Here is a 17,911-nt window from a genome sequence, read left to right as displayed (position 1 = left end):
GTAGGGTGCGTCAGCATAGTTGGTGCTGTGTATTCAAAGATTTTGTACTCCTAACGCACCTTACAAATTAGATATTTTTTTATTTGAAAATCCTTAATTTATAGAGCATTTTTTATGTTGATAGAATAAATATCTACTTGAAGAATTCCAATACACATATTCCGGGAAATAAAACGTAATTTATTTCATAATTTTTATGAAATAAATTACGGATGAAAATGATAAAATTCATCGTGTTTCTTTTCTGTGCCTGATCTTCTGATTTCAAACAGTTGAGGTATAGAGGAATTTTCATCTACCAAAAATTCAAATACTTTTTAGTTAACTTATGGAAACACTTTGGAACACGCTGAAAAACATTAACTACTCTGGCATACCGATCGCCAAAATTGCTACTGTTATTTTGATATTGACACTAACACAGCTGTTGAGACGGTTTTTTGTTGGAGTCATTATTAAAGCTCTTGAGCGCTTTACTCGCAAAACTAAAAGTACACTTGATGATGAATTGGTAGCTGTCATCAAGCCTTCTTTAAGTTGGATAATTCAGATTGGTGGATTTTGGCTAGTCAAGACAATTCTGGCAGAAGAATTAGGACCTGCACTGAGCGAAGCAATAGGTAGAACACTCAACTTTATAGTCATTTTTATAGTTGCATACGTTGTTTATCGAGGCTCTTCTATCATGGGTCAGATACTTGCCAACGTAGTGCTACGAACTGAAACTGACCTTGACGACTTGCTCAGGCCTTTAATGCCAAAGGTTTTCCAATCAGCAGCAATTATTATACTGACAATTAAGGTTAGTGAAATATTTTTAGGACAATCAGCTGCTGCATTGGTTGGGTTATTAGGTGGTGCTGGTATCACTCTAGGTTTGCTATTAAAGGATATTGTCTATGACTGGTTTTGTACATTAATTATCTACTCTGATAATATTTATCGAGAAGGTGATTGGATAGGAGTAGATGGAATAAATGGTTTTGTGCAGGTACTAAAAATTGGATTTAGAACCACAACTTTGCATATAACCAAGTGGGGTTCGATCATCAAAATGCCCAATTCAAGAATGATTACTGGAATTGTGGAAAATTGGTCACAAAATCCTGGAAAAGAGTTAAAGTGGGGTATAGCTTTAACTCTCAATATTGATGGTATTTCAGCAAAGCAAACTGCCAGAATTTGTAATGCTATTCAGGAAATACCAAAATCTATTCCAGGTTTTTCTCCATCATGTATAGTGCGGTTTAGCAAGATTGAAGGAAATGCCCGTGTGATTGAGATTATGGCATTTGTCAATGATGACAATCTCTACTTTGATGCTGAGAGAAACTTAAATTTAGCCATATTAGAACTACTAGAGAAAGAAGGAATAGATTTCCTATCTATAAACCTAGAAGTAGATATGGAAACATATAAACAGACTAGGGAAGCAATCAACAATTGAAGAAGGTTTTGCTAACCAGGAGTGGGATTGTGACCATCTAGAGCAAGGTCTGAAAAATGGGAGAGTGTAGCAACACGGTTTTATTGTTCGCAAAAAACTGGACTTTGGTATCAATTATTAGAAAATCTACAAGCAAGCCTTCTTTGATAGAATTTCGTTAACGCAGACGAACATAGAAACCTTGATTGGGAGATTGATTCTGTCTATGGAAAAGTTTTCTGGTGAAGCTGGTCTGCTACCTCCCCATTTCGATATGAATCAGGACTTACGCAAAAATTGCCAAAAAGGTTAATTTATCTAACCGCCAAGACGCCTTAGACGCGCTAGCGGCTACTTTCAGAAGCCACTTCGTGTCTACCGTAAGGTAGAAGCCAAGAATTCGTAGAGTGTGCGTAAGTCCTATGAATTACTGCCTATTGATCATTGATATTTAAAATAGATTTGTCAATATGCCATTTCTAGTTGTCAAAACCTTAACCATCATACAAAAAAGGAAAAAAAATGAAAGATGGCATTGAGTTAAGAAATATTGATATTAAAGGAGAAGGAGTGTTTGCCACGCGAACATTTAAAGCTGGTGAGATAGTTGTGGTTGGAATAATTGAAAAAATCTTGGATAAAAATACTCGTCACGCTTCACAAATAGCCCAAAATAAATATGTTCTCCATGCTGGATTGATGGCTAAGGTAAACCATTCTTGCGATCCTAATTGTGGCATCAGAGTCAATGAAACAGGTGGTCATGATATTGTCGCAATGAAAAATATCGGTGTGGGTGAAGAAATCACTTATGATTATGCGATGGGAAACTATTATATTGATCATTTTCCACCCAAGTGCATATGCGGCTCGAAAGAATGTCGGGGAAAAGTTACTGGTTGGAAAGATTTATCAGCGACTAGGAAAAAAGAGTATCAAGGTTTTGTCGCTCCTTACCTGATTGAACTTGATAAGCGAGAATATGTCACTCAGTAAGATTTTTGCATCTTTTTTGACTTTATTAACCCTTGCATGGGAATCTACCTATAAATCTATTACTCTAGAAACAGAAGCGAATTATCTGGATTAAATTGTGTTTTCAAAAGTTCATCACAACCACAAAAAACCATGAAAACAATCCAATTAACTGTTCCTCCAAAACTTGATAGTTGCAATAACCAAGCCATCCTCGATTACTTTGAGAATGCTTGGCAACTCGAAGACATGTTGTTTAGAAGTTTAGTTGGTGAAGACACATTTTATATTAATCCCGATCCTTTAAGAAATCCTCTGATTTTTTATCTGGGACATTCGGCTGTTTTCTACATCAACAAATTGATTCGTGTTGGATTATTAAAGAAACGTATTAATCCAGATTATGAGATATTATTTGAAATTGGAGTTGATCCAGAAAAGCCAGAGGAATTAGATCAAGCGATCGCCCATCTGGAATGGCCACAAGTTGCAGAGACTTGGGAGTATCGAAAACAAGCATACTCAGTTATTTCAGAATTAATTAAGAGAACCCCAATTACTCTACCAATTCATCCTGATCATCCCCTTTGGGCGTTAATGATGGGGATGGAACACCAACGCATTCACATTGAAACCTCTTCGATGTTAATTCGCCAACTGCCAATTGAGAGAGTCAAACGCCCTTCAAACTGGAAATATGCTCCTTCTGGTGCTGACGCTCCTCAGAATGAAATGATAGAAGTGGCTGGTGGGGTAGTAAAAATAGGTAAAGCCTTTAATGATACTACCTATGGATGGGATATTGATTATGGCGATCGCACTGTTGAAGTTGCACCTTTTTTAGCCAGTAAATATCTGATTACCAACTGCGAATTTGTCAATTTTGTCAAGTCCGATGGCTACAAAAATCAAGATTATTGGGATGAAGAATCCTGGAATTGGAAAACTGAAAATAACATCCAACATCCCAAATTTTGGCTGCTTCAAAATGGTAATTATCAATATCGAGCCATCTTTGATGAGATAGACTTACCCTTGGATTGGCCAGTGGAAGTCAATCACTATGAAGCAATAGCTTACTGTCGTTGGCAAGGTAAAGGTACTCGCTTAATGACTGAAGCTGAGTATAATCTAGCAACTTATGGTGATGGTTTAGTAAAAGATGTAGACAATTACAATCTCAATTTTAAATTTGGCTCACCTAGTCCAGTCGGGATGTTAGAAACTGCAAAAAGTCACTCTGGATTGTATGATTTGCGCGGTAATGTCTGGGAATGGTTGAGTGATAATTTAAACCCTCTCTCAGGATATCAACCTCATTTTTTGTATGAAGATAATTCTGCCATCTTTTTTGATACCAAACATCACATGATGTTAGGAGGATGCTGGATAACCAATGGTACAGAGGCTTTGAAATATTACCGCAATTGGTTCCGTCCAAATTTCTATCAACACGCTGGTTTTAGAATTGTTCAAGATATTAAATATTAGCAGGGTAATCATGTTTAACGTAATTCATAGATGGAGAATATCAATACTTACAGGAATGATGGTTTGCATCTCCTCCATTTATCCTTGTAATGCTCAGGCTGAAAGTTTGTCTGAACAAAACAATATATTAATAGCTCAAAATTTAGGGGGAATAGTACGAAAAATTTCCTTAGAAGAAGTACCACTTACAGCAATGTCAGCTGCAAAAACTGTGACCAATGCTGAATTTAATCAAGCTCGAATTGAACTGAAGTCAGATGGTTCCTTAATGTATATTATGAGAGGAAAAAACCAACAAGGCTATCAAGTGGAAGCCCAAGTTAGTCCCAATGGTACTGTGACTCAAGTAGATGAACAAATAGATTCCAGTGCAGTTCCTGAAGTTGCTGTCAAAGCTTTCAAACGATGGGCGCCCAATGACCAAACAATAAGCGTTTGGCGGAGTACCCGTCTGGGAGAATTGTACTATCAATTTGTCATTCCAGATTTTTGGTTAGAAGTTGCCCCTGATGGCAATAAAGTTATGATTTATCGGAAAAAAATTAATGTGAGCTAGTACAGTTTAGTGGTAAGTATTAGCATTTTTCAATACCCTAAAAGCGCACCCTCCCCTTCGCAAGGGGAGGGTTGGGGAGGGGTAAAATTCGGGAGCAGCTTCACGAAGAATTGGTATTAGATTTTTTCATAAATCAAATCGGACTCCTATATTAACGGATATCTAGACAGTTATCCAATTTGTTGTTTGATAATTTCGATAGGAAAATTTCCAAATTGTAAGTTCTAAAATTGGATGAACTTTTTCTCAAAATTAGTTGCTTTATTTACTTTGAATATATTTGTGAACAAATTGAAAATTAGTAACTACCAGCAAATTTTAATTTTTACATTAGTCGCTGCGACAACAATTACTTCCACCACTCATGCAGCTTTTGCCCAATTATTAAGAGGATCTGGTGATTCTTTTGCTCAACCGTTGATAGAACGTTATAGCCAAGAATACAAAAAAGAAACAGGTGGAAAATTTAAATATAGCTCGATTGGTAGTGGTGGTGGTATTCGGTTATTTACGAATAACTCCGTAGACTTTGGGGCGACGACTTTAATTCCCACTCCTATTGAAATCAATCAGATGGAAAATGGATTGTTAATGGTGCCAACAGGAGGAGGTGCATTAGCTATTGTTTATCATCTCAAAGAAGTTAGTAGTAATGTGAAATTATCCCGTGACCAATTGTCACAAATATTCACTGGTAAAATCACAAATTGGCAACAAGTTAATTCCCGTTTTCCTAATAAAAAAATTCAAGTAGTAGTTTGCTCTGACAATTGCGGTACTAACTTTATTCTCACTAAATACTTGCGGAAAATTACTGGTGGTAAAATAGTAGCCAGCAGAAACCCCGATTGGGGATTTCGGGTATTTTCTGCTCTTAGTCAGGATAGTGAAATTGCTGGAGAAGTAAAACGCATTGACGGTGCTATTGGCTATGTTCAAGCCAACGTTGCTCTGTCTAATAATTTGTCAGTAGCGAGTATTGAAAATCAAAGTGGTAATTATGTTAAACCTACTCTTGAAGAAACTAATAAAGCCCTAGCAAATATCACATTTCAGGATGACTTTTCTACAGAAGATATCCAAGATCCAGAAAATGGCTATCCCTTAGTAAGTTTAGTTTGGTTACTAGTCCATAAAAACTATGCCAACCAAGATACGCTGGAAAAAATTAAAAAATTGATGATATGGATTTTGACTAAGGGACAACAAATTAACGAAGATTTAGGATATACAAAAATCCCTGATGATGTGAATACAAAAGTAATTGAAGTTGTGAATAATGAAGTAAAGCTTCGTCCTTTTTAAGAGTTGTCAATGCTCAGTTTTATTGCTGGGTATAATTCTTTTACTATATCCCTTTAATATCTCAATCTGCTTCAGCGCTGAAACGCTTACTAAAAATAATGAAAAAAATTGATATACCCATTACTCTTACCTCCATAATTTTGAGTGGTAATTTGTTAACTGCATTGCCAGTATTAGCACAGACATATTTAAATTCTAATTCTGTTAAAGAAAAAGATTTAAGTAATACAGAGAATTTACAAATTTCATCAGAGAATCAAAATCAGTTAACCTTAGTAAGTTCTGATTCCGAATCTAAAGTTGCAGAAACACTACAAACACAAAGTAAGCAACTATATATTAGCGCTCCTCCTGAATTAGATGAAATTATTAACGTTAATCAATTACAAGATGTTACTCCTGATCATTGGGCTTATGAAGCGCTGCGGAACTTAGTAGAAAAATACCAATGTATTAGTGGTGATACCGAGGGTAATTTTAATGGTAATCGGGCTATGACCCGTTATGAATTTGCCGCTGCACTAGATAATTGTTTGCTAAAACTTGGGCGTTCAATTAACAGTTTAAGTAATAAATTTGCTACCCAAGAAGACTTGGCAATTTTACAAAGATTACAAACAGAATTTACACAAGAACTGCAAGCAATTACTGCAAAAATAGATACATTAGAATATAAAACAGCTTCAATTGCAGATCGCCAGTTTAGTACTACTACAATTTTAAAGGGTACAGCGAGTTTTAACTTAATTAGTGCCTTTGGTGATAAAAGATCAGTTTCTCCTGGTAATAACTCAACTGAAAAAATAGATACAAATACCACTCTATCATCACGAAGTATTTTGACTCTTGATACCAGTTTTACAGGTAAAGATCGATTGCGAACTCAACTGGTTGCAGGGAATGTTAATAATGTTGGGAGTAGTGTCACCGGCACAGATATGACTCTGTTGATAGGCGCAACAAACACTGGTAATGATGTGGTACTCGGTACGCTATTTTATGAATTTCCCATAGGCGATCGCGGAATAGTAGCCATTGCTCCAGCAGCAGACTTTCCCACTCGCATTTTTCCGGCTCTTAATCCTGTCAGTTCCATCTCCAATTTTGGCGCGGAAAGTCCAATTTACTCTTTTGCTTTTGGTAGTGGAGCTGTAGCTTACTATCAATTCACCGATACATTAGCCGCAGGTATCACTTATTTAACTAGTTCTGGTGACAACCCCAATGAAGGATTATTTGGTGGTCAATATACTGCTTTGACTCAAATCACCTACACTCCATCAGACAAAATCGGGATTGCTTTTACTTACGGTCGTTATTATGCTCCAGAACCTGGTGCAAGTATTAATGTTACGGGAAGTAAGGGTAGTCAATTTGCTCAATTACCATTTGGTGCCAATACACCGACTTCCTCGAATGCTTTTGGTTTACAATTTACTTACAAATTAAGTGAAAAACTGATACTAGGCGGTTGGGCTAGCTACTTTAATGCACGTGCGGAGGGTTCACCTAGTCTCAGTAATTTCAATGGCTCTAAAGGTGATCAGGCAGATATCTGGAGTTGGGCAATTACCACATCACTAGCTGATTTGGGCAAATTAGGTAGTCAACTAAGTTTTGTGTTTGGAATGCCTCCAAAAGTCACAGATAATGACGTTATCGAACGCCGGGATCAAGATACTTCCTTACATTTTGAATTATCTTATCGCTACCCAGTGACTGACAGAATTTCTATTACTCCAGGATTTTTAGTGATTACAAGTCCCGAACATAACGCAGATAATGATACAGTTTGGATTGGATTGATGCAAACCAGCTTTAGCTTTTAATTGTAATTTCAAAATCTTCCAAATAAAATTCAATATAGTGTCAAATCATTAGTTTTCAATCGTAGAACAATATGGAAAATAATAAACAATACCATATGTCCTCAGATGAATTTCGCCATTGGGGATATAAAACTATTGATTGGATAGCAAATTATTTAGAAACAGTAGAGGAACTACCTGTTCTATCTCAAGCAGAACCTGGAGACATTAGAGCAAAATTACCAGAAACAGCCCCGATCAAAGGAGAGTCTTTTTCAGATATTTTACAAGATTTAGATGAAATTATCGTACCAGGATTGACTCATTGGCAGTCTCCAAACTTTTTCGCTTTCTTTCCTACAGGTATTTCTGCACCGTCAATTTTAGGAGAATTAGTCAGTGCGGGACTTGGAGTTCAGGGAATGTTGTGGGCAACTTCTCCTGCTTGTACTGAATTAGAAACTCATGTTCTAGACTGGTTAATAGATATGTTGGATCTTCCTTCGCAGTTTAAATCTTCGACCGCAGGAGGAGGAGTAATCCAAGACTCAGCCAGTACTGCTTCTTTAGTAGCTTTGATCGCAGCTAGAGAACAGTCAAAAGCAGATATTAATCAACTGGTTGTCTACACTTCTACTCAAGCACACTCTTCTATTGAGAAAGCAGCCAAGGTAGCGGGAATTAAGCAAGAAAACTTCCACTTAATTGAGGTTGATGCTGACTATAGAATGTGTCCAGAATTACTTAAACAGCAAATTATTACAGATATTAAATCTGGATTAATTCCTTTTTATATTGCTGCTACTGTGGGGACAACTTCATCTAATGCAGTAGATCCATTAACAGAAATCGGTGCGATCGCTCAAGCATATAACATTTGGCTTCATGTTGATGGCGCAATGAGTGGTACAGCAGCTCTATGTCCTGAATATCGATGGATTCACCAAGGGTTAGAACTAGCAGATAGCTATTGTTTTAATCCCCATAAATGGATGCTCACTAATTTTGATTGTACCTGTTTTTATGTCAAAGAGCGAGCTAAGTTAATTCAAGCACTATCTATCATGCCTGAATATCTCAAAAATCAAGCCAGCACGTCTGGTAAAGTTCTTGATTATAGAGACTGGCAGATTTCTTTAGGACGTAGATTTAGAAGTCTCAAACTGTGGTTTGTAATTCGATACTATGGTGTAGAAGGATTGCAATATCACATTCGCAAGCATATTGCTATGGCACAAGAATTTAGCGAATGGGTAAAAGCTCATCCCAGTTTTGAGCTAGTTGTGAATCCTCCCTTAAACTTGGTGTGCTTTCGTCACAAAGGTAACGACAAAATTAATGAGACAATACTTAGTCGCCTTAATTCTTCAGGAAAACTCTATCTGACTTCTACTAAGCTTGACCAAAAACTAACTTTACGAATATCAATTGGACAAGCAACAACACAGAAAATTCATGTACAGCAGGCTTGGCAATTAATTTGTCAAATAGCCAGTACAATAGAAAATTAGTATAAGGGGGTCGAGTAGCAATAGATGCTGGTGGTGAAATATTTTTTAACCTGGGAAAAACTATAAAGACTAACTAAGCTAAAACAAGGACTGGCTGGGTGGATGCGCCCTAAATCGGTAACTCTGTAAAAACTTGTAAGCAAACAGAGTCAGCGATCGCATTCTTGATGAATGTAAAGAAACATTATTTAATCAATTAATCTGATGCAAACTGCAAATACCTTGCATTTCAAAGGAATAGCTCTGCTTATCCTTGTTGATATCATTAGTGCCACAACTTTTCCGTTGACTAAAGACATCGTTAGTAGCCTTTCACCAAGCACGTTGATCGGCATACGCTTTATAATAGCATCAGTTTTTTTTGTATTTCATTTACGCAATCTAAATTTAAATTTGGTTCGTGATGGTATTATTCTGGGGTTTTTGTTCTTTCTGTACTTAGCTTTTGAAACGATCGCACTTCAAACCATACCATCAAATCGCGCAGCGTTTATTGTCAGCCTGAATGCGCTGATTGTACCTCTGTTAGAATGGCTGAGTGGTAAGCGTGTAATGCTGAGAACTTTCCTAGCAGCAGGATTGGCTGTAATTGGTATTGGTACGATGTTTTGGGAAGAGGGAAGGCTAGGAATTGGTGATTTGTTGATGTTTGCTGATGCATTGATCTATGCATTCTATATATTGTTTCTAGAGCGAATTGCTTCACGTCACTCTAGCTTTCCACTTACTGGTATCCAACTGGTATTTATTGGGGGACTGGGTGCAGTTTGGGGTAACTCGCAAATTCTGAACCAGTTTGAAGCAATAAATCAACACTGGATAGTAATTTTATATCTAGCAATAATCGCAACTACTATTGTCACTTGGCTTCAGACCATAGCCCAGCGATGGGTTTCAGCAAACGAGACTGCTTTGATCTACACGCTAGAGCCAGTATTCTCAGCAATCTTTGCATTCTGGCTACTTGGGGAGCAGCTGGGAGTAACAGGTATAATTGGCGCTGTTCTTGTTTTAGCAGCACTGATCCTAAGTCAAATTCCTCAAGCAAGTAAGGCGGATTCCGATTTACACAGCAGTGAACCCGTTACCAACTTGGTTGCTTTAGATATTGATGCTCATGAACCTGGTCTTAAAGAAATTTCTCAAAACGTTCTATTAAAGACGACAGAAAGTAATAAAATTCCTTCGGTATTCAGTGTCTTTGCAGGTCAAGAAATTTGGAAGCGATCGCCCATGCTCAAAAATCTCTACTACAAGCTTCATCAGATAAAATTTCTTCATAGTGTTTTGAAGAGAAAACACTACTCATAAAGCAAATTTTATCAAGTCTCTAAGCAGCATTTTTCAATGAATTTTTGAAAAACTTGAAGGATTATCCTCATATTTTTGGGCATGTAGAGACGTTGTAGTGCAACGTCTCTATAGGATTTAGGAGAACATCAAAAAATAAATTATCCAAATATTTCCGAAGGGAACTTTCACATATATCATGTATTGATTTTCTTTCAAAAATCAAAGATTAATTCTATAAATAAATTCTTAAATTACCAATATTGATGGTAATTTGCAATACGAAAATCGACTGTTTGTAAACGATTATGACAGTCTGAATCAAGGTGTCACGATGTATTTTAACATCATATCAGCCACGTAAAAACGTAATGCCTGAGTTAGCCCTGTTTACATTTACAGACAGCCTTCAAGACTAAATCGATATTACTTTACAAGGAGAAAGTTCTGATGAGAACTCCCAGAGAGGCTTCCAGTAAAGCTTTTGAAAAAGCAGCGCGCCGTATCCAAAAGTCTTTTAAAAAAGCAAACACCCTCAACCTCAACACAACTGGCTCAAGATCCGTAGAAGCTTGGTTTTTAGGGCCAAGAGCCGAAAATGCTGAACTGCTGAAGGGATTAATATCACACGCTATCGACTCTCAAGCTGAGTGGAGAAGAAATTATTTTCCAGATGATCCTGGTCATATTACCGAAGAAATCAAGCAATCGCCAGACTACCAGAAAGCGATCGCTCTGATCAAAGATGGTTATAACGACTTATTAGAAAGACTAAAGCAATCCGTTCCCTTTTTCAGTTTGCGCTATCAAGGACACATGGGCTGGGACTCCACGATTCCTTCGGTAATCGGCTACTTTGCGGGAATGCTGTACAACGCTAATAATGTGGCTTTTGAAGCGTCTACTGTCACCACAGAGTTGGAAATCCAAGTAGGTGATGATCTTTGCCGAATGCTAGGATACTACGTTCCGCCAGATGATAATGAAAATGATGAACTGCGCGCCTGGGGACATATCACTTGTGGGGGAACTGTTGCTAACATAGAGGCTATTTGGTCAGCAAGAAATCTCAAGTTTTATCCCATTTCTATCAAAGAAGCTTTGTTACATGATCAAAACTTGGTCAAGGTAGCAGAACAGATCAAGATTAATGCCTACTCATCAGATTCTGGAACTTGGACAGAGCAACAGTTAGTCAATCTCAACACTTGGCAACTCTTAAACCTCAAGGTTGATGATATCCTAGCCTTATCCACGCAAATCACTGAGAAATTAGTGAACCAAGGTGTTAACGAAAGTGAAGCCTCTACTATTTTATCGGCTGCCTTATCCAAGTATTCTGTACAAGATTTAGGAATACAAGAATTTTCCAAACGTTATCTACAAGAAATTGAATCTCCTGTCTTTTTCGTACCCGGAACCAAACATTACTCATTCCCGAAAGCAGCAGCTGTTTTAGGAATGGGAGCTTCCCACATGATTGATGTGGAAGTTGACGAACATGGCAGAATGAGAATTGAGCCTCTTAAACCTCAACCTGGTCAAGATGGACTCAAGGGTTATAATCTCAGAGAAGATTTACAATATTGCCTAGATAATCACATTCCTGTCTATACCGTCGTTGCAGTTATTGGAACCACCGAAGAAAGCGCCGTTGATCCCCTCAAGCAAATTCTGGAACTACGAGAAGAATTCAGCCAAAAAGGATTACAATTTACCGTTCATGCGGATGCTGCTTGGGGGGGATATTTCGCCACCCTATTACGTACCGACGCAGACTTTTATTTACCCTCTTTTAAAGATTCAGCACCCCCGATTTCTCCCTTGAGTGCTTACGTAGAAGAGCAATTCGCCGCTCTTCCTCAAACTGACTCCATCACTGTTGATCCCCATAAATCAGGTTACATCCCCTATCCAGCTGGAGCGTTATGCTATCGCAACTCAGCGATGCGGAATTTAGTTACCTTTGTTGCTCCCTATGTTTTTCATGGAGAAGCCGAGCCAACCATTGGTATTTATGGAATTGAGGGATCTAAACCAGGTGCAGCTCCAGCGGCGGTATATTTGAGTCATCGCATCATTCGACCCACCAAAGATGGCTATGGTAGGATTTTGGGTCAGGCTCTGTTTAGTGGTGATAAACTCTATGCTCGACTGTTGTGTATGGCCAAAGAGGAAGATCCATTTATTATTGTTCCTCTGACCTTAATTCCAGATTCTATTCCCGGAAATACAGAAGCCGAAAAAATTCAATTCATTCGGGAAAGAGTTGATGGTAAAACGAATGAAGAGATTGAGCAAGATGAAGAAGCAATGGCCGCACTTGAAGAACTTGGGCCTGATTTAAATATATTGATCTACGCTTTCAACTTCAAGATTGATGGTAAGCTCAATACCAGTTTAAAGAATGCAAACCTTCTCAATAAACGGTATTATGAAAACTTGAGTATTGACGAGGGGGATGATATTAATAATTACCCCATGATTGTCAGTACCACAGATTTCAATGCAGAATCTTATGGTTCTTATTTCATTGAACACTACAAGAACCGTTTAGGGGTTACTGGAGAACCAGATCAACCGATTACTGTCATCCGTACTGTAGTCCAGGATCCCTGGAAAACCGAAACAGCTGAAGGTTCATTTATTGATGTCTTGGAAGGCTTAATTCGTCAATCTATTTTGAAAGTTATTGAGGACATAAAAGATGAAATAGAGTAAGGTTTTTGATACCAAAATTAACCTGAATTGGACTCAATACTGCAATAAATAAGATTTTTCGACATTGTCAGGACTTATACCATTTCACGCTAATCACAATACACATAAATTTGTAGAGACGCGATATATCTCGTCTCTACAGGATTTCTGATTATAATAATTCAGGTTTAGATTTAATAAAATCACGGACAACTTGTTCAACAGGACGAGATTGATTCTCCACTTGATAATTCATTTTTTGCATCTCTTCATTGGAAATTAACCCAGCTAGTTGATTAATCACCTTTCGTATATCTGGATATTTTTTCAGAGTTTCCTGGTTGAATATAGGGATAGCTTCATAGGGCGGAAAATATTTTTTATCATCTTCTAAAATGACTAAATTCAAGACAGGAATCAAGCCATCTGTTGAACCACCAGCTATTAAATCTACTTTCTTTTCTTTCAAAGCTTGATACATCAAACCTAAATCCATTTGTTTAGGAGTTTTGGTAAATTTTAAGCCATAAGTCTTAACTAAACCAGAATAACCATCTTCGCGTTCCAGAAATTCATATCCGAATCCTGCTTGCATTTGAGGTGTATATTTAGCAGCTTCGGAAAGGGTTTTAATCTGCCATTTTTTAGCGTCTTCACCCCGGATGATCATAGCAAAAGTGCTATTAAATCCTAAAGAAGGCATAACTTCTAATTTAAATTTTTGATCATATTCTTGTTTAACTTTATCATAAACAACTTGAGGATTACTAATAGGTTTATGTTTTAATACATTTGTAAAAATCGTTCCTGTATATTCTACATAACCAGCAATCTGTCCTGTTCTCACAGCTTCATGACTAATCAAAACTCCGCCTAAATTGAAGCGTCTATCCACCTTTAAATTTGTATGAGATTCAATTTGTTGAGCTAGTAATTCTCCTAAGATAAACTGTTCAGTGAAATTTTTAGCTCCAATCACAATTTTTGGTGTTGTTTGCGAATAGTTCCAGCTAATTAGTCCTGCAATTAGTAATGCTAATGTGCTTAATGTAATGGCAAATTGGCGATTAACTTTTAGCGTTTTTCCTCTTTGCTGTGTCAGTTGGTTTTCTAACCATCCTAAGATGAAATCTGCTCCTAAAGCAATCAAAGCAGCGGGTATGGCTCCTGCTAAAATTAGCTGATTATTAACTGTGGAAATCCCTCGGAAAATAAATACTCCCAAACCACCACCACCAATGGCCGCAGCAATGGTAGCAATTCCCACAGAAATCACTGTGGCTACCCTGACTCCTGCTAAAATTACACCTAAAGCGAGGGGAATTTCTACCTGAAACAACAATTGTCTATCAGTCATTCCCATTCCCTTTCCCGCTTCACGAATTGCTGGATCAACGTTGGTAATACCAATATAGGTATTGCGAATCAAGGGAAGCAAAGCGTAAAGAGTCAAAGCAACGATCGCAGGAGTTGAACCAATTCCTCCTATAAATGGCACAGAAATGAGGAAGCCAAAGATGGCTAAACTGGGAATAGTTTGAATAGCATTCGCTATATTGAGAATGGGTTGAGTGAATTTAGGTTCGCGGGTGATGAAAATACCTAAAGGAATACCAATAGCGATCGCAATCGTCATGGCGATCGCTACTAGTACTAGGTGTTCCCCACTGCGGAGGAGAATTTCTGAAAGGTATTGATTCAAAAACTGGGTTATCTGGTTTTGCATAAATACGAATTGAATATTTCAGTATATTTAACTTCTCTATTATGCAACACCAACATTTTTAATTAATAATGCTTGGTTCGTAGTAAGGACTTTAGTCCTATTTTTTGAAGCACTAAAGTGCTTACTACAAACTTTAAATGTTAGTTCATAAAGTTTTATTGCCAATTTCCAACTAAAACGTAAGAAGCCCAAAAATACGGATGAGGTGGTAGAGATTTCAATTGCTTAAATAAAGGTTGACTGCGAATAGATTCCAACTGTGATAATTGTGCTGTTCTCAAAGCAGTTAATTTTTGTACTCCTGGTTTTTTCAATTCTTGATAAAATTCACCCATGAGTTGAGCTGTGGAAGCATCACTGACAGGCCAGAGAGTTGCAAGAGTACTGCGTGCGCCAGAACGAACTGCTGTTCCTGCTAAACCTAACATCGCTCTTTCATCACCAGTGGCAGTTTCACAAGCACTTAACACCAATAATTCTAAATTATTTTCTTGCTCTTTTAACAAAGTACTCAATTCATTAATACTGATACTTTTCCCATCTCCTGTAATAATAAAATTTCTTTGAGGATTAGAACTAAATAATCCGTGAGTTGCGAGGTGAACAACAGGAAAATTGGATTTGAGTTCCTTTTTAATTGTTTTAGTAGTAAATTCTTGATTGAGAAGTTTTTGAGAAGTAGGAAAAGCTTGCTTGATTTCGTCTAATTCTTTTGGCACATTTACTAATGCTGGAAAGATTTCTCCTTGGATTTGAATTTGTTTACTGACACCAGCAGCTAAGACTTTGATGTTTTGGCGCTTGAGGAATTTGGTATCAATTAGTTGTAAACTTGGCACTAGAGCAATGCCGTATTTCTCAATCAAATATTGTTGACCATTATATAAAGCTGCCAGTGGTACTCTTTGCAATCTTCCATTGAGTACAAAAACTAATTTGTTGATTTGTTTGGCGTTTAACTGTGGTTCTAAAGGTTGAATTAACCAATTATATAGCTGTCCGAATATTGGTAAAATTGCTTGAATATTTTCTTTCAATTCTTGTGGGTCTGGGTTAGAAGTAGATAGAATGTTACGAGCAGAGTTATTGATAGTGACGTTATCTAAGTAGTCATAAAGTTTATCCAGAGTGTTATTAAGTTTATCTTCATTAACAGGAATGGTTACTTGTTGTAGGGTTTTTCCTGGTAAAGAAAGGATAATTTCTAAGCGGTCTGGAAAACTAATAGGGTAGATAACAGCTGCTTGAGAATCAATATCGTCTATCTGAACTGCAACATCTGTTTCTTGAGAACAGGGGTCTTGAAAGAAATTATCAAGTTCTGCTAATTGCCAAGATTCGATGACCCGACGAGCAAATTCTAAACGATTTTTGGGTTGATTTTGCTCATATTTTGATTGGTTAATATTAGGATTTGCAATTACTAAAGAACTCAATTCACTTTCACTCAGTTCTGATTTTAAGAGTAAATTCGCTAGTTCTGTATAAACTGGTTTGACCTCTTGGACAAAATTAAACTGCACATCGCGATTATTAGCATTTAAATCAGTACGCAGAGATTGGAGAGTATTGTATGCTGCTGTGTAAGCTGCGATCGCTCTTTTGTTTTCTCCCTTTTGTTTGAGCAAATTACCTAACTGTGATTGCCAAAGATACGTAATTTCTCGTGTATCATCTGTGTTATTTTGTGATTGAGATAACATTAAGGCTTGCTGAGTGAGAGCGATCGCTTCACTGAAGTTTTTTTGTTGCTGATAAAATTTCCCCAAATAGCCTACAACATAAGCTTCTGCACGTTGATCTTTTAAAGTCCGTGCTTGCTGAAGTGCTGTATCCAAAATAGATTTGGCTTTGTTTGCTTGTTCTGTATTAATCAAAGTATCAGCAAAGTAAATCTGAGCATAAATAGTTGCACGAGATGGAGGAATAGTAGCCAAGGAAGACTCAATTTGACTTTGCAAAGTTTGTCCATCCCGACTCAATTTTGATTCCAACTCAGACAAAAAATCTTTAGCACGGGCGATTAACTTAGACTCACCAAATCTCAACCAAGAAACAATACGGCGATTTGTTTGTTCTCGCCACCAACTTTGATTTTCTAGTAACAGTTTGTAGTGATTCAGTTGTGCTTGAGTTTTGACAATTGCTGGTGCTGAAGTTACCGCTGCTGCTTGTGTATAGTATTGGAAAGCTTTTTGGTAAGGTGCTAAAGCTGCATCTTCAGATTTTTGATCAATGATAGCTGTGATTTGTTCATAATCCCAGCGATCGCGAATTTGGTTTCCTAAAGTCCGTTCGGTGTTACCCAAACTTAACAACACCGCACTTGACTGGGGTGATTTCTCTAGCGCTGTCAAACTCAATTGCAAAACTTTCTGAGACTGTTCTAACAACCCTTGTCTGCGGAAAACTTCACCTAAACTACGTAAACCAGTAGCCTGGATAAGTGAAAGAGAATTTTGCTGTTGGGCAATTTTTGTGAGAAACTTGTCTATCTGGTCAGGGTTACATGTGGGATTAGCAACAGCAAAGGCTTGGAGTAGAGTTTTACAAGCCTTGGGATACAATCCTAATTCTTGCAAAGCTTGGGATTGATTAATCAAACTCTTTGTCACACCTTCTTTGTCACCCATTTGCTGATAAGCTTGAGCTGCTGCTTGCCAAAGCTCAATTGCTTGATCAAAGTTACCGATGTTATAGCTTTGTTGTCCTTGCTGTGCCAATTGTAGCGCCTGATTTGATTTGGAATTCGACCAAGCTGGAAGACTTAAAGTAGAAAATAATCCAAATAGGACTGAAATCAATAAGATAATTAGACGACGGTATTTTTTAATTATCATAAGCTTTTTACCTCAATCGGGTTATATAAATCGACCATAGATGCACATGCTTTAAGTTCGTAGTGAGGACTTTAGTCCTCAAAATAAGGGCTAAAGCCCTTACTACAAGCAAAAAATCGCGACGTTTGTGGTCAACATCGTGACGTTTGTGGTCAACATCGCGACGTTTGTGGTCAACATCGTGACGTTTGTGGTCAACATCGCGACGTTTGTGGTCAACATCGTCTTGTTCATAAAGAACATCGTGACGTTTGCCACTAACATCGCGACGTTGCTTATGAAT

General features: G+C 37.5%; 11 protein-coding genes. 9 read left to right on the top strand and 2 right to left on the bottom strand.

Annotated elements, in window-relative coordinates; genetic code table 11:
* Window positions 1-328: 328 nt before the first annotated feature.
* The 9 genes from B4U84_RS02215 to B4U84_RS02175 all read left to right on the top strand — a co-directional run bounded on the left by B4U84_RS02215 (window position 329) and on the right by B4U84_RS02175 (window position 13,083).
* Window positions 329-1,447, top strand: a complete 1,119-nt coding sequence (locus B4U84_RS02215; RefSeq protein ID WP_131115307.1) for a mechanosensitive ion channel family protein — start codon at window positions 329-331, stop codon at window positions 1,445-1,447.
* Between the two features lie 501 nt (window positions 1,448-1,948).
* A complete protein-coding gene (locus B4U84_RS02210) occupies window positions 1,949-2,422 on the top strand; it encodes an SET domain-containing protein (protein WP_044452869.1) in 474 nt (157 codons plus the stop codon).
* Between the two features lie 132 nt (window positions 2,423-2,554).
* Window positions 2,555-3,892 carry a 5-histidylcysteine sulfoxide synthase gene (ovoA, locus tag B4U84_RS02205; protein ID WP_044452870.1) on the top strand — a complete coding sequence of 446 codons (1,338 nt, stop codon included), beginning with the start codon at window positions 2,555-2,557 and terminating at the stop codon, window positions 3,890-3,892.
* Window positions 3,893-3,902: 10 nt separating this feature from the next.
* Window positions 3,903-4,448 (top strand): hypothetical protein, encoded by a 546-nt coding sequence (locus tag B4U84_RS02200; RefSeq protein ID WP_131115305.1) that lies wholly within the window; start codon window positions 3,903-3,905, stop codon window positions 4,446-4,448.
* Window positions 4,449-4,730: 282 nt separating this feature from the next.
* The gene (locus B4U84_RS02195) at window positions 4,731-5,753 is read left to right on the top strand and encodes a substrate-binding domain-containing protein (protein ID WP_131115303.1); all 1,023 of its coding nucleotides are present in this window, start codon (window positions 4,731-4,733) and stop codon (window positions 5,751-5,753) included.
* A gap of 98 nt (window positions 5,754-5,851) precedes the next feature.
* The gene (locus B4U84_RS02190) at window positions 5,852-7,582 is read left to right on the top strand and encodes an iron uptake porin (RefSeq protein WP_044452872.1); all 1,731 of its coding nucleotides are present in this window, start codon (window positions 5,852-5,854) and stop codon (window positions 7,580-7,582) included.
* 71 nt (window positions 7,583-7,653) lie between these two features.
* The gene (locus B4U84_RS02185; RefSeq protein ID WP_131115301.1) at window positions 7,654-9,072 is read left to right on the top strand and encodes a pyridoxal-dependent decarboxylase; all 1,419 of its coding nucleotides are present in this window, start codon (window positions 7,654-7,656) and stop codon (window positions 9,070-9,072) included.
* Window positions 9,073-9,276: 204 nt separating this feature from the next.
* The gene (locus tag B4U84_RS02180) at window positions 9,277-10,383 is read left to right on the top strand and encodes a DMT family transporter (RefSeq protein WP_131115299.1); all 1,107 of its coding nucleotides are present in this window, start codon (window positions 9,277-9,279) and stop codon (window positions 10,381-10,383) included.
* Between the two features lie 429 nt (window positions 10,384-10,812).
* Window positions 10,813-13,083, top strand: coding sequence for a pyridoxal phosphate-dependent decarboxylase family protein (locus tag B4U84_RS02175; protein ID WP_131115297.1), 2,271 nt, complete (start codon window positions 10,813-10,815; stop codon window positions 13,081-13,083).
* Between the two features lie 151 nt (window positions 13,084-13,234).
* On the opposite strand, the gene B4U84_RS02170 is transcribed toward B4U84_RS02175, so the two are convergent.
* Together B4U84_RS02170 and B4U84_RS02165 are read right to left on the bottom strand one after the other, a co-directional pair.
* Window positions 13,235-14,788 carry a glycine betaine ABC transporter substrate-binding protein gene (locus B4U84_RS02170; RefSeq protein ID WP_044452875.1) on the bottom strand — a complete coding sequence of 518 codons (1,554 nt, stop codon included), beginning with the start codon at window positions 14,786-14,788 and terminating at the stop codon, window positions 13,235-13,237.
* 155 nt (window positions 14,789-14,943) lie between these two features.
* Complete coding sequence (locus tag B4U84_RS02165) at window positions 14,944-17,628, bottom strand: CHAT domain-containing protein (protein ID WP_131115295.1); 2,685 nt, start codon at window positions 17,626-17,628, stop codon at window positions 14,944-14,946.
* Window positions 17,629-17,911: the final 283 nt, after the last annotated feature.

The sequence above is a fragment of the Westiellopsis prolifica IICB1 genome (assembly GCF_004323185.1).
Classification (GTDB): Bacteria; Cyanobacteriota; Cyanobacteriia; order Cyanobacteriales; family Nostocaceae; genus Pelatocladus; species Pelatocladus prolificus_A.
Note: the sequence above shows the minus strand (reverse complement) of the source record. Positions and strands in the feature narration are given on the sequence as shown.

Excerpts from the sequence above, each read along its gene's own strand:
- B4U84_RS02190 (WP_044452872.1), top strand. The coding sequence starts at position 5,852 with ATGAAAAAAATTGATATACCCATTACTCTTACCTCCATAATTTTGAGT.
- B4U84_RS02215 (WP_131115307.1), top strand. The coding sequence starts at position 329 with ATGGAAACACTTTGGAACACGCTGAAAAACATTAACTACTCTGGCATA.
- B4U84_RS02175 (WP_131115297.1), top strand. The coding sequence starts at position 10,813 with ATGAGAACTCCCAGAGAGGCTTCCAGTAAAGCTTTTGAAAAAGCAGCG.
- B4U84_RS02165 (WP_131115295.1), bottom strand. The coding sequence starts at position 17,628 with ATGATAATTAAAAAATACCGTCGTCTAATTATCTTATTGATTTCAGTC.
- B4U84_RS02180 (WP_131115299.1), top strand. The coding sequence starts at position 9,277 with ATGCAAACTGCAAATACCTTGCATTTCAAAGGAATAGCTCTGCTTATC.
- B4U84_RS02210 (WP_044452869.1), top strand. The coding sequence starts at position 1,949 with ATGAAAGATGGCATTGAGTTAAGAAATATTGATATTAAAGGAGAAGGA.
- B4U84_RS02185 (WP_131115301.1), top strand. The coding sequence starts at position 7,654 with ATGGAAAATAATAAACAATACCATATGTCCTCAGATGAATTTCGCCAT.
- B4U84_RS02170 (WP_044452875.1), bottom strand. The coding sequence starts at position 14,788 with ATGCAAAACCAGATAACCCAGTTTTTGAATCAATACCTTTCAGAAATT.
- B4U84_RS02200 (WP_131115305.1), top strand. The coding sequence starts at position 3,903 with ATGTTTAACGTAATTCATAGATGGAGAATATCAATACTTACAGGAATG.
- ovoA (WP_044452870.1), top strand. The coding sequence starts at position 2,555 with ATGAAAACAATCCAATTAACTGTTCCTCCAAAACTTGATAGTTGCAAT.